The sequence below is a fragment of the Lysinibacillus sp. NPDC093216 genome (assembly GCF_050280325.1).
Taxonomy (GTDB): Bacteria; Bacillota; Bacilli; order Bacillales_A; family Planococcaceae; genus Lysinibacillus.
The window spans coordinates 15,040-28,785 of sequence record NZ_JBNNVB010000034.1 but is presented as its reverse complement, the minus strand read 5'-3'; the positions used below and the strand labels follow the sequence as shown (position 1 = coordinate 28,785).

The following is a 13,746-nucleotide window of genomic DNA, read 5'->3' as shown; positions in this document are numbered from 1 at the left end:
TCACCTATCTATAAAATATTATTCTATGATTATTTTCATCTATATTATGTGTTAGTTTCAATTTATTATATATATTATTATTATGCACATAATATCCAATACAATAATCTAGTTCTATATCAGAAAAACCTTGTTTAAAACGATATAATGAATTTTCTGTTTCCGTATCATAACCACCACCAAGATATAGATATTTCAATTTATTCATTTTTGCATATATAGCATAATCATGAATTAAAAGTGACGTTACAGAAAATTTCCTTCCCATTTCATTTGTTGCAGATAAATGATAATCGCTAATATATCCATTTTGTAAAAAAATAATACCTCCTAATATATGACCTTCTCTATCTACAGCAGAAACTAATTGTACAAACTCTTCCTTAATTAAGGTTGTTATATACTGTTCTGAGAGAAAATATTCTGCATCTGCTTTTTTGCTACGCATTAAATTATGATAAATGCTAGTAAACGCCTTTATATACCGTTCCTCTTTAGAAAATACGGTTGAAATTTTTTCTCTTTTAGCCTTACTTATATTGCCTCGAATCCTACTTTTATATGATAAAGTCAATTCCTGGTGCTCTAAATCTATAGCTATTGTTTTTCTATTAAAAAGTTTTTCACCATAATAATCTTTGCTTTTTAATAATGGATGAAATTTCATAAATTCAATTATATAATTTTGTTCACTTGCCCATTTTAAATAGTAATTAAAAGCCCTTTCTTGAAAGTTTTTTTCACCAACAATTAATGGACCACCATAACCATTTGGTGCTTGGATATCTCGATATACCATCCCATTAATGTCCACACTATTTTCTACAAAAGCGTGATAAAAAACTTGATTTTCCTCTTCAAATATAAAAAATCTAGGTTTGGAATTGACATCGTTTAGTCTTTCATTATTAATATATTTAGGATGATAGTAAATTGAAACATCAGGAAAATATTTATTAAATATATTACTTGCATAATTTAAATCTACTATCATTATTTTATTTCCTCATCTTGACTATAATCAACTTCAGCCTCTTTACCTAGTAAATCCCAATATTTCATTGGACTTATACCTGTTCCAGGTCTTTTAATTATTAAGTTTTCCTCGGAGTAATGTTCACCACTCTTTATTGCTTTTTTAGCAACAATGCTTTTTCTTGCTACTTGAATATTTTTTATTTCAGAAGGACTCGGAATTTTTATAGAATTACCTAATGCCAATTCTACTTCTCTTATCCCTTTTACCATAAGGTTTAATTCTTCTGGTGACAATGATGCCTTATGATCTGGTCCCTCTGCATTTTTATCATAAGTAATATGTTTTTCGATTACTTTGGCACCTAATGCAGCTGCAGCAATAGGAATAGATATTCCATTAGTATGATCTGAGTACCCAACACCTAAATCAAATGCCATTTTTAAAGAATTAATCGCTAAAAGGTTTATTTCATTTACTGGTGCAGGATATTCAGTAGTACAGTGTAGTAATATTACATGTTTTTTCAATAGTGCTTGTCCTTCTGGAGAATAATAAGCACTTTTAAAAGCTGTTCTTGATGGTTGAACTTGAGTATTGAGTAAACCGAAAGCCATTACTCCCAACATTTCTTCAATTTCCCCAATGTTGGACATTCCTGTAGAAATTATATATTTCTTTCTTTTCTTAGCTAAATGTAATAAGAAAGGTCCATTGGTAATTTCGCCTGATGGTATCTTTACAGTTTCCATACCTAATTCATCTATTAAAAAATCTGCACTTTCATTATCAAATGGTGTAGATAAAAATTCTATCTCACATAAGTCACAATACTTCTTTAATTCATAAAATTGATGAAATGATAACTCAAGTTTTTTTACCATATCAAATTGCGATTCATTATTCCCCGTGTTTTCGATTTGGTATTTTGCCTTAACAGCATATTTACTAACAACTAATTCTGTTTTAAACGTTTGAAATTTTACAGCATTTACGTTGGACTGTTTAGCTATGTCAATTAGCTTTTTAGCTAAATTTATATCACCATTATGGTTAACTCCTGCCTCCGCTATTATATATGTACCCACTAACTATCTATCCCTTCTATATCAAAGAATCTCTTAGTTTTTTTCCATTCTACATTAGTTAAAATATCTATAATCTTATAGGCCGTTTCCCCTTCTCCATAAGGGTTCTCAGTAGCAATATTCTTATTAAGTGCTTTGATAATAGCATTTTTTATTTGATTTTTTTCAAAATCTACATCAATAACTGATGAGGCTTTCAATCTTCCTAATTGCCTATTTCCTATATTTATTGTTGCTTTATTAAATGATGGAACTTCATACAAGCCACTTGAGGAATTCCCCACCACTGCGTCAATATAATGTAAACAACTTAAATATTTTATTTTTCCTAAGGAATCATAAATCTTAGCATTTTTATTATCTTTACAATAATTCTCAAACAGATAATTGATCTCCCTTCCACCATTATCTGCATTTGCCTTAGTGAAAATAAAACCAATATCAAATAATATTTTGATTTCGTCTAAAGCTTCTAATAAAATCTGCGCATATTTTTTGGTATATGAAGTTTCTACTGTTACAGGGTGCAATGTAATCAATATATTTTTTTTAAGAAAATTGAAATTCATCAGCTTACTTAGTTCTTTTAATGATAATAATTCTGTATTTTTAATATTATCTATCCCTAAACTTCCTACATTAAAGACAGTCTGTGGATCTTCCCCTAATTGAATTAATCTCTTCTTTGCAATTTCATTTGTAACAAAATGAAGATTTGACATTTTAGAGATACTATGTCTAATGGCATCATCATAAGCTCCCTCTGTTACATCCCCACCTGCTATATGAGCAATAGGAATTTGTAAGATAAGAGCAACCTGAGCAACAGCTAACATCTCAAATCTATCTCCTAAGATAATAATTAAATCTGGTCTTAATTTATCTAAAGCCTCAGCAAAACCAATGCTAGTTAGCCCCATTGATTTTGCTACACCAACTGCTGAATCAGAAGATAATAAGGCTTCAACTTTATCATTTATTTTATAACCATCATTTTCAATTTCCCTATAGGTAAAACCAAATTCCGGTGATAAATGCATACCCGTAACAATCATTTGTAATAAAAATGTTTCACTTTTCGAAATTTCTTTAAGTAAACCACTTAATAGTCCATACTCGGCTCTAGTTGCAGTCACTACACATATTTTTTTTTTCATTTTTACTCCCTATCAAAAACAGATATGATTTTTTATTATCTGATGATTTGTCAAATTAAGTGCAACAGTTGCTCATCAAATGCCTCGTTTGCAGTTTTCCAACCAAGACATTTTCTTGGTCGGTTGTTGATATAGTTTAATGCTTCTGTTAGTTCTTTTGGTGATACTTCATCGAAATTTGTTTGCTTAGGGAAGAATTCGCGAAGTAATCCATTTCCATTTTCGTTACTTCCGCGTTGCCAAGAAGAATAGGCGTCCGCAAAATAAACATCAATTTTCAAGTCTTTTTCTAACATTTTATAGCAGCTAAATTCTTTACCTCTGTCTGTTGTGGCTGTTTTTATAGTGCCTTTTGGTAATTTAGTATGCAGAAGACGTACTGCTCTTTCCATTGATTGAGCTGAGCGATCTGGTATCAAAAAGCCAACATACCACCGTGTCATTCGCTCAATAAATGTTGCTACACAACCTTTTGCTTTCCCACGTCCAGATACAACTGTATCTAACTCCCAATGTCCAAAGGTTTCACGTTTACGTACTTCTTTTGGGCGTTTAGAAATTGGTGTGCCAATGTTAAATCTTCCCCTTGTTTCGCGGGGCTTTTGACGCTTTCCTTTTTGACGGAGAACGGTTATAGGCACTTCTAAAAGATCATCCTAAATCCAGCGATAGATGGTTTTAAAACTCAGCTGTCCTTGATACAAGCGGCCGACAATTTGTTCAGGCGACCAAGTATCCCGCAACTTTTCTTGAACAGCTTCTTTTACTTCTGGCGTACATTTTGACTTGGCACCACAGTTGGATTTATTTTGGTGGTAACGTACTTGCGCTTCGTCAGCCGTACTACCGGCGTGGCGTTTTATTTCTCTGGAAATCGTAGAAGGTTGACGATTTAAGAGTTTTGCTATTTTACGAATTGAATAATCCAGTTCCAGGTATGTTTCTATTTTTACACGTTCTGATATGGTAAGATGGGTATAGCTCATAACGATTCCTCCGTTTGAATGTTGGTGTGGTAACTACATTCTACACGAGGTCGTTATGGGCTTCCTTTATATTGACTTCTGGGTGTTGCACTTAATATTACAATCCGTCCTCTAAAAAACTTATTAAACTTTAGTGTAAGCATCCACTGTTGATTGATTCATAAAAAATGTTTCCTCACTTGCTTTACCGCTGTTATACTAGCTATCTCCGCCCACAATTGCTACACTTCTCAAAGTAATACTCTTCTAAATTAGATTAACATTTTAAAAAAATTTAGTTGGTGTGCTCGGAATGTTCACTACCCGACTATTACATTTTTCTGTTTGTGCTAAATCCATTCTTGGACATTTTTCGAACATTTGTAGGAAATGCATTGGTTGCCATATAGGACGGCTCATAATACCGTTATTATTCATAAATGCAAGAATCTCATCTCTATCATACCCCTCATCTAAAATAAGGGTTTGAATCCAGTAATTGCTAGTGCATTTTGTTGGCTCTTTAAATAAACGTACACCTTTCATATTTAATAATAGCTCTTCATACTTCTCCGTCAATTTACGTTTTTGTTCGATAAATTCCGGCATTTTTTCTAATTGTGCACAACCAAGAGCAGCATTAATGTTCGGCATACGATAGTTATAACCAATCTCATCATGCACATATTCCCATTTATGAGGGACCTTTGCAGTTGTAGTAATATGTTTAGCATAATCAGCTAACATTTCATCATTTGTTAGAATTGCTCCACCACCACCAGTTGTAATTATTTTGTTACCATTAAAACTTATTGCATTAACCTTTCCGAAGCTACCTGTATGTTTTCCTTTATAGTAACTTCCCAAAGACTCAGCTGCATCTTCAACTAACACGAGATTATATTTCTCACAAAGTGCAACTAATTTATCTATGGAGCACGGGTGCCCGAAAGTATGCATTGGTACTAATGCTTTAATACGGCAATTTGTTTGTTTATTAAAAAGTTCACCATCCCTAAACTCAGCAATGTGCTCTAAATATTTATCTAATTTAATGGGATCGACACCTAATGTTTCCTCATTAACATCAACAAAGTGCGGAGTTGCTTGAAGATAACAAGCAGCATTGGCTGTTGCTACAAAAGTTAACGAGGGCATAAGTACTTCATCCTCAGCCTTAATACCAGCAACCTTTAATGCAATATGCAATGCAGCAGTGCCGTTGACTACTGCAACAGCTCGCTTTACTCCAACAAATTTTGCTAACTCTTCCTCGAAACGAGTCACATATGTACCTACAGAAGAAACCCAGCCTGATTTTACACAATCCGTTACGTATTCAATTTCTTTTTCATTAAATGTTGGTTCATGTAAAGGAACAAATTCTTTACCATACATCATCTTTACATCATTGACAAATTGTACCCATTGTTCATTCATATATTATAAACATCTGCCTTATACTGAGATAAATTTCTTGGATCTGTAAACCACTGGATAGTTTCTTCAAGACCTCGTCTGAACCCTTCTTTTCCACCATATTGTGGTGACCAACCTAATAGTTCCCTCGCTTTTTTATTTTCTGCCCAAAGACGCTCTACTTCACTTTTTTCTGGTCGAAGTCGCTGTTCATCTGTTTCAATTGTTAAATTGACACCCAAAATATTTGCAATCATTTGTGCTGTTTCACCAATTGAAATCTCATAGTTTGAACCAATGTTTATCACCTCACCAATTGAATTAGGTGATTTCATCACAGAAATAAAACCTTCTACTGTATCTTTTACATAGTTAAAGTCCCGCGTTGGGCTAACCGCGCCTAACTTGATTGTTGTTTTTCCACTCGCAAGCTGGCTTATAATCGTCGGAATTACCGCACGTGCTGATTGACGTGGTCCATATGTATTAAATGGACGAATAATCGATACAGGTGTGCCAAATGAACGATAGAATGATAACGCCATCTGATCAGCCCCTATTTTAGATGCTGAATACGGTGATTGTCCTTGTAATGGATGGTTCTCGTCAATAGGGACGTATAAAGCAGTTCCATAAACTTCACTTGTAGAAGTGTGTACAACCTTTTCTATCCCTAGTTCTTTTGCAGCTTGTACAACATTTAAAGCCCCAGTCACATTGGTATCAACATATGTCGCTGGTGAATGGTATGAATACGGAATCGCAATCAGTGCAGCTAAATTCAACACATGTGTACAACCTTTCATTGCTTCTTTAACTCCATACGGATCACGTATATCCCCAGAAAAGACATCTACGTGTGATTTAATTTCTTTAGGGGATTGATCTAACCATCCCCAAGAATTAAACGAATTATAGTTTACAAACGCTCTTACGTTATAACCTTTTCTAACTAATTCCTCTGTTAAGTGAGAACCTATGAAGCCATCTGCCCCTGTTACTAATACTTTCATATGACTAACCCTATCCTTCTACTATGGATTTCTCTAAACTTCCCTTCAGATAATCTACAACCTCTGATATTGTTCCTGCTATAGGTTCTAATACTTTTAACTGATATTTACGCTTTAACAATAAATTCTCTACAGTAAAGGAATCTGAAATACTATTTTTATTCCACATATACTGAATAATAACTGATTGTAAATTATGAGTTAATAATGGATGGAGCATTAATCGTTCAACTAATGCATCTGTTACAGATAGAGACTGTAATAATTGTTGCTTCTTTGTTTGAATGGAATCTTCATTAATTTCTAATTTTCTCAATAAATAAATCATTTGAGTACACTGCAAATTAAAGCTTTCAAACGCTTCTATTTCTTTTTCGAATGATTTTTTTACATTCTCTACATCAATTTTATACTTATCTGAAGCCACTACTAGATCGTAAACAGATGGAATTTCTTGCTTACAATAAACATCTATCATTTCTTTTAGCGATAATTGACGTGTATGTTTAATTTTAGCACCACCTTCGGTTGCATTTATTACATCTAAATTAAGCATTAGTATTTTATTTTCATACCAATTTCGGAACATAGTCCATATCTTCGTCGTACGAACAGGCGTACCATAGTAACCTTCTACAATTTCATCATCTTTAGTATTCATTACTCTTTTAGTTACATCATCATACAGTGTTCCCGATGCATGCGTCACACTTTCACCATATGCTAAATCTTGGCCAATTAACGTAATGGGTGAGCATCCAAGTAAATGAGCTACACCAAATGCAACATGAGCACAGGACATCCCCATCAGCATTCCCACATCTCCATCGATTTCAAGTTTATTTTGAAGCCACTGATACTCTTTTACCTCTGTTCTAAAAGGCAATAAAAATTCGCCTTTAAATGTTTCAAATACTTGTGTATCCAATAATAACGGTCCAACTAACGTAACTGTTTTCGGGAAATTCTTATCCTTATAAAAATATTCATAAGTTAAATGGTCCCTTTCTACAGAGCATACAAAATCCGGGATTATACCTTCACTTAAAAGTCTAGAAATAATAGTATCTACTGCTATTATTACAGACTTTCCTTGAGCAGATTTTAGATGTTGTATATTATTATTTAATGAAGGACCTGCTGCTACAACAATTGCTGGATAGCCTTTTAGTTTATCCTTTACACCTAATGGATTTCTTGAGTTAGGAATAAACTTAAGATTATCTAGATTTTGTTTTAAGCCGATTAAACTATCTTTAACATCATTACCATATGATAACACCATACTACGTATTATTTCTTTAATATCTTTCACACAGTTTTTTGCTTTTTGAATTTCAAAATGTCGATAAAAATAGGTTAGATATACCTCACTGTTTTTTAATAGACACAGCATTTTGAAATCAGAAAAAATTATTCTTAAAAATTCATTAATCATAGTTATATCATCATCTGCAAATAGAAAAATTTTCTCATCTTTAAAAATTGATAAATCTTTAAAATTCAAATTATAATTAAAAATAGAAAGACTTGGCTCTATAACAATAATATATGTATCTTCATGTTTTTTTCTGTATAGCTCTTCAATTTCTTTTAAAGAATTCATACCAATAATAAAAATAATTTGTCTTAATTCTTTATTTATTTGAAAATTATCATCATAAACATCTTTTACTTCATAAATTTTCCCTGTATTGTTTTCAAAATACTCCACATTTAATTCTATATCTGTCATCAAATAATGAATAGGTTGTGTAATATTTTCTTTATTCCCAATCCAATGTTTATTGTTTTTAATAAGAATATCTATATTCTGATCTATTAGCATATATTGACCAACTTTCTAATTAAAATTTTTATCATTCTTTTTATATTATATCGACAATCAAGATAATACTTTTATGTATATGGCTACTTTCTTTTAAATACAGCTTCATATTTTTCTAATTGTAAAAATAGAAAAAACCAATCCCATATTCCAGGATTGGCTTTTCCATTATTTCAATTATTGTAATAATTGAAGAACACCTTGTGGTTGTTGGTTAGCTTGAGCAAGCATAGATTGTGCAGCTTGCATTAAGATATTGTTCTTAGTGAACGACATCATTTCAGCAGCCATATCTGTATCGCGGATACGTGATTCAGCAGCTGTTAAGTTTTCAGAAGTTGCACCTAAGTTATTAATTGTGTGTTCTAAACGGTTTTGAACAGCACCTAGGTTAGAACGTGTATCAGAAACTGTTTTAATTGCTGCATCTAATGTAGTAATTGCTTTGTCAGCTGAAGTTTGAGATGAGATATCCAATCCACCAACTGTAACTGCTTGACCGCTAGCAGCTGATTTAACTAAAGCACTTGTTGTGTCACTGTAGAAACCATCAGCTGAAGCTTTCACTTCATCAATAGCTGCTGCTACTGATGTTGCTGCTACTGCTGATACAATAGTTGCACCTGCTGAGAACCATGTAGCACCAGTTGAACCAGCACCAGCTGTTGCACCAGCACCTGCTGTTACTACTTGTGCACCTTCTTCAAGACCTAATGCTTTAGAAGAAGTGTCTGCGATAGATAATTTAATGCTTTGACCTTCATTAGCACCGATGTGGAATACTTTATCTTTGAAATCAGAGTTTAATAATTTTTGAGTATTGAACTCTGTGTCTGTAGAAATACGAGTAATTTCTTCACGTAATTGTTCTACTTCTTTTTGAAGTGCGTCACGGTCAGCGTTAACGTTAGTATCGTTCGCAGATTGTACTGATAATTCACGCATACGTTGTAGGATAGCGTGTGTTTCGTTAAGAGCACCCTCAGCAGTTTGGATTAAAGAGATTGAATCTTGAGCGTTTTTAGTTGCCATGTCAAGACCACGGATTTGTCCACGCATTTTTTCAGAGATTGCTAAACCAGCAGCATCGTCACCAGCGCGGTTGATTTTGTAACCAGAAGATAATTTCTCAAGGTTTTTAGAAGCTTGAGCGTTGTTGAAGCCTAAGTTACGGTGTGTGTTTAAAGCTGAAATGTTGTGTTGAATTCTCATTTGGAATTCCTCCTTGAATGTTTGTTTTGTTATTCCACATCCGTGTGGAATTTCGGATTAGGTAGTATTTATGTACTTCCTGCCCCTCACAATCTATATATCGTAATTAGTTGGAAATGTTTAATAGTTTTTTTAAAGTTTTTTTATTTTTTTATGTAATAAATTACTAGTTTGCAATTATAACTACGGCACATATACTTTATTTCTTCTTTAACTGTTCTAAGAAGCTTGATGATGCTGATAAAGCTTCCTTATTCTGTGCTTGGATAGCTTCAAAAACTTCGGAACGGTGTACTTTAACTGTTTTTGGCGCGACAATGCCGATTTTAATTTGCTCACCTTCGACAGCTAGTATTTTAATTTCGATTTGATCGCCAATCATGATAGATTCATCTTTTTTTCGAGAAAGGACTAGCATTATTTCGCACTTCCTTCCAATGTTTGCATTGGATAACGTAATGGATAAGATTTATTATCTTGAAGAACAATTTGTTTACCGCATTTTTTATCCATGTTAATGATTAAAGGCGCAAGCAAGTTCATAGTGGATTCTTGGAATGTTTCCTTCATTGTTACAATAGCGTATGTAAGTACGTTCTCTTCCTTTCCAATTTTTAGCTGCTCACGATCATCTTCACTTATATCAAAGCTGTAATCTTTTTTGAAGGCGAACGGATAGGCAACTACAAAACCAATTTCCACATTATCAACAGATTGCAGCATCGCTAAAGGAAGATCTGCATCTATAGGTAATAATACAAAATTTTTTTCATTCTCTAATCCAAGTAATCCATGCTCAAACGTTAATATATCCTGTTCCCCAAGTTCGACTTCACCTAAAAATTTTGTAGCAATTTTCATTATTTCATACGCTCCTTTAAATGATGACATCGATGTTAACATCTGGTCTTTGTACCATTGTACCAGTTACTTTACCTGGCGTGTATTCGTGAATTGGTTTGTTCACCTTTGCGTCAATAATTGGTTCTCTACGCTGGATATTAACGTCCGTTGCCCCAGGCGTATAGTCGATTTTGACTGATCCTACAGATGGTACAAACTTAATATTAAATTGCACTTGGTGAGGACCATGGTTTTGTTTTGCAATACCCTGAATTGTCGCACGCCCATGTCCTTTACCAGCATTATCCATCATTTGACGCCCTTCTCTTGCTCTTCGCGCCATCCCCTTAAGAACCTCTTGTTTTCCTTGTTCTGCGTAGTTTGCGCTTGATTCAAAGGGGCCGATTAATCCTAAATCGCGTCTAGCCTGTGAAGAATCGATTTTTAGTACACTGCGAGTTGTATTTATTTCGAGAATGGCTGCGGGTTGTTTAATACGCTGTGTTGCGTTTGGTTGTTTAATATACTGTTGTGACTTTGATATATTAAGGTCTATTTTCGCATCTGTTGTATGAATTTGAATTTGTGGGAGTCTCATCTACATCTCTCCTTTCAAGAAAAACGTCTGAACAAAATGTCCAAACGCTTCTTTTAATCTTATTCGTTAAGATCTCTCAAATCTGAATCAAATTGAAAGACTATTTTATCTAATAAAATCTACTAATGTTTGTTGAATAATCTGTGCACCTACAGATAATGCTGCTTGATGAATGGAATTTTGAGTGATCATTTCTGTAATTGCTTTTGCGTAATCAACATCTTCATTATCGGACATTTGCTTTGTTACACTTACTTCTCGGATAGCAAGACGATTCTCCATTAACTCTACACGATTTTGACGTGCCCCGACATCAGCCTGAGCCTCGAGAATTTTATTATGGATTGCAGTAATATCATCTCCAGTGCTTTGTTCAGCTACTCCTCCAAGCGCATTACCGATTTCTTCACCAGTAGCTGGACCACCAGGACGTTCAGGATCTAAAAGATCTGAAATTTCCCCCATCATATCATCAATATTTTGAAATAGTTCAGCTCCAGGAGTATTCACGTTCATCTGAATGCCATCATAAACTTCAATCTTTACGTCTTCAGAATTTAAATTTGTATTAAGTGCGCCATTTTCAAAAAGCGGCTGACCTGTTTTCGTACCACTAAAAATATAACGATCAGCAATCTTTGTGTTTCCTACATCTTGAATTTGCTGACGAATTTGATCGATTTCAGCTTTAATTTTCGCACGTTCATCCGGTGTGTTCGTATCGTTGGCCGCTTGAATCACTAGCTCACGCACACGCTTCATCTGCTCACCAACTTGGTTGAGCGATTCGTCTGTTGTATCTAACCAGTTATTAACCTCATTCATATTACGTGTATATTGTTCTACTTGACCTAAATCACGGCGATAGCCCATTCCTTTTACTGCAATAACTGGGTCATCGGAAGGACGAGTTATCTTTGTACCTGAAGTGATTTGGTCTTGTAGCTTAGATATTTTACCGTAGCTGTTATTTAAGTTTAAAAGCATGTTATTCGATAACATGGATTGCGTTACGCGCATTTTTTTAAAGCCCCTTTCTATCATAATACTAGAGTATTTTCTATAGTCCTACACGGCCCATGCCGTTAATGATTTTGTCTAATGTTTCATCGACAACTGTAATCATACGTGCGTTGGCATTATATGCTTGTTGGAACGTAATCATATTTGTCATTTCCTCATCAAGGGACACTGAACTTACTGAGGCACGATTACCAGAAAGTGTTACTAATAATTTTTCTGAAGTCATGTTTAAGCGATATGCTTCTTCACCATCTGTTCCTAGTTTACCGATCATTCCTTGATAGAAAGAGTTAAATGTCGCACCATTTAAATCAGCTTGGCTTTTGGATTGAAGATTAGCAAGTTCAAGTGCAAATTTACCATTTCCTTCTTCATTTGCTGCGTCAGAAGCAGCTAATTTAGAAGGATCTTTTATGAAAACATCGTTTACCTTAATATTGCCTGCAGTTATTGCTCCGTTTTCCCCAGTAAAGAAATCATCATTATTTTTAACACCTGATAAATCATAACCTTCCTTGTGCAGGTCATTGAAGGCTTTAGCAAATTTAGCTGCCAAATCATTAAGGTCTTCTAATGTTTCAACGTAATAACCTTTTGGCCCATCTGGACTATCATATCCGTACGAATCAATAAGAGATAACAGTTTCCCTTTACCTGATTCTAACTGGTCATATGTAATGGATTCTGATTTACCAAGTCCACTTACTTGAATAGATGAGAACACATTGGACAAGTCGTTGCCATTAATTTGCTTGGAACCACTTGGATCTGCGACAGTGCCATTTACTTCGATAGTAGCGAAGTCTCTACCATTCACTAGTTCAATTTCCTCTGTACCATATTTGAGCACAACTGTAAGGCTTCCTTCAGCCACAGCACTAGCATTTCCGCCAGATTCGACACGTTTAATGGATACAGGTATGTAATTATTTAATTCATCGATTAACACATCACGTTCATCGTATAAATCGTTCGGTACATGACCATTCGGTTCTACTTCCTGCACTTGTTTATTGATAGCAGCAATTTGCTTTAAGAGTGAGTTGATACGATCCGTCGCTACATTAATTTCGTTTCCTAAATTACCCTGAATTGTTTTCAGCTGCTTGTCCATATATCTAAATGATTCAGCTAGGTGTTCAGCGCGTTTGATCGCTACTTGACGAGAGGCTGCATTTTCTGGGTTTGTACTGACATCTTGAAGTCCTTTCCAGAACTGTTCTAATGCTGCGTTTAAACCATATTGAGACGGTTCGTTCATGATATCTTCCATTTGAGAAATCGCATTTGAACGTGATTCCCAATAGCCTAACTTGTTTGTTTCTTGACGGACTTGACGGTCGATAAATTCGTCACGCACACGTTGAATCGATCCCGCTTCTACCCCAGTTCCGAGATGTCCTGGATAGTTAGGTTGATTTAAACCTGCTTGTGGGAAACCTTGCGTCGCTTGCATATTTACTCGTTGGCGAGAGTAACCTAATGTATTTGCATTGGAAATATTATGTCCAGTTGTATATAAAGCCGTTTGTTGTGTAAATAAACCGCGTTTACTTGCTTCTAAGCCCATAAATGTTGAGCGCATTTTTTTTCCTCCCTTTTATAACGTTTTTAATTTCAAGCA

At 34.4% G+C, this 13,746-nt stretch carries 12 protein-coding genes and 1 pseudogene; all 13 read right to left on the bottom strand.

Annotation, left to right across the window (positions count from 1 at the left end; genetic code table 11):
• Positions 1–4: 4 nt before the first annotated feature.
• The gene (locus ACQKOG_RS24195; protein ID WP_427448395.1) at positions 5–994 is read right to left on the bottom strand and encodes a hypothetical protein; all 990 of its coding nucleotides are present in this window, start codon (positions 992–994) and stop codon (positions 5–7) included.
• Positions 994–2,064, bottom strand: a complete 1,071-nt coding sequence (neuB, locus tag ACQKOG_RS24190) for an N-acetylneuraminate synthase (RefSeq protein ID WP_370078333.1) — start codon at positions 2,062–2,064, stop codon at positions 994–996. Before neuB ends, ACQKOG_RS24195 begins: the two co-directional genes overlap by 1 nt.
• Positions 2,064–3,221 (bottom strand): UDP-N-acetylglucosamine 2-epimerase, encoded by a 1,158-nt coding sequence (gene neuC, locus ACQKOG_RS24185; RefSeq protein ID WP_427448394.1) that lies wholly within the window; start codon positions 3,219–3,221, stop codon positions 2,064–2,066. Before neuC ends, neuB begins: the two co-directional genes overlap by 1 nt.
• Before the next feature lie 50 nt (positions 3,222–3,271).
• A pseudogene (locus ACQKOG_RS24180) lies at positions 3,272–4,207 on the bottom strand (IS30 family transposase).
• A 264-nt stretch (positions 4,208–4,471) separates the two neighbouring features.
• A complete protein-coding gene (locus tag ACQKOG_RS24175; RefSeq protein ID WP_370078336.1) occupies positions 4,472–5,626 on the bottom strand; it encodes a LegC family aminotransferase in 1,155 nt (384 codons plus the stop codon).
• On the bottom strand, positions 5,623–6,618 hold the full coding sequence (locus ACQKOG_RS24170) for an NAD-dependent 4,6-dehydratase LegB (protein WP_370078338.1): 996 nt from the start codon (positions 6,616–6,618) through the stop codon (positions 5,623–5,625). Before ACQKOG_RS24170 ends, ACQKOG_RS24175 begins: the two co-directional genes overlap by 4 nt.
• Before the next feature lie 10 nt (positions 6,619–6,628).
• Positions 6,629–8,446 (bottom strand): motility associated factor glycosyltransferase family protein, encoded by a 1,818-nt coding sequence (locus ACQKOG_RS24165; RefSeq protein ID WP_370078340.1) that lies wholly within the window; start codon positions 8,444–8,446, stop codon positions 6,629–6,631.
• Positions 8,447–8,623: 177 nt separating this feature from the next.
• Positions 8,624–9,658, bottom strand: coding sequence for a flagellin (locus tag ACQKOG_RS24160; protein WP_370078342.1), 1,035 nt, complete (start codon positions 9,656–9,658; stop codon positions 8,624–8,626).
• A 199-nt stretch (positions 9,659–9,857) separates the two neighbouring features.
• Positions 9,858–10,076 carry a carbon storage regulator CsrA gene (gene csrA, locus ACQKOG_RS24155; protein WP_198696064.1) on the bottom strand — a complete coding sequence of 73 codons (219 nt, stop codon included), beginning with the start codon at positions 10,074–10,076 and terminating at the stop codon, positions 9,858–9,860.
• Positions 10,076–10,519 carry a flagellar assembly protein FliW gene (fliW, locus tag ACQKOG_RS24150; protein ID WP_427448393.1) on the bottom strand — a complete coding sequence of 148 codons (444 nt, stop codon included), beginning with the start codon at positions 10,517–10,519 and terminating at the stop codon, positions 10,076–10,078. Before fliW ends, csrA begins: the two co-directional genes overlap by 1 nt.
• A gap of 16 nt (positions 10,520–10,535) precedes the next feature.
• Complete coding sequence (locus ACQKOG_RS24145; RefSeq protein ID WP_370078346.1) at positions 10,536–11,099, bottom strand: DUF6470 family protein; 564 nt, start codon at positions 11,097–11,099, stop codon at positions 10,536–10,538.
• A gap of 105 nt (positions 11,100–11,204) precedes the next feature.
• Positions 11,205–12,119 carry a flagellar hook-associated protein FlgL gene (gene flgL / locus ACQKOG_RS24140; protein WP_427448392.1) on the bottom strand — a complete coding sequence of 305 codons (915 nt, stop codon included), beginning with the start codon at positions 12,117–12,119 and terminating at the stop codon, positions 11,205–11,207.
• 40 nt (positions 12,120–12,159) lie between these two features.
• Positions 12,160–13,707 carry a flagellar hook-associated protein FlgK gene (gene flgK, locus ACQKOG_RS24135; protein ID WP_370078349.1) on the bottom strand — a complete coding sequence of 516 codons (1,548 nt, stop codon included), beginning with the start codon at positions 13,705–13,707 and terminating at the stop codon, positions 12,160–12,162.
• Positions 13,708–13,746: the final 39 nt, after the last annotated feature.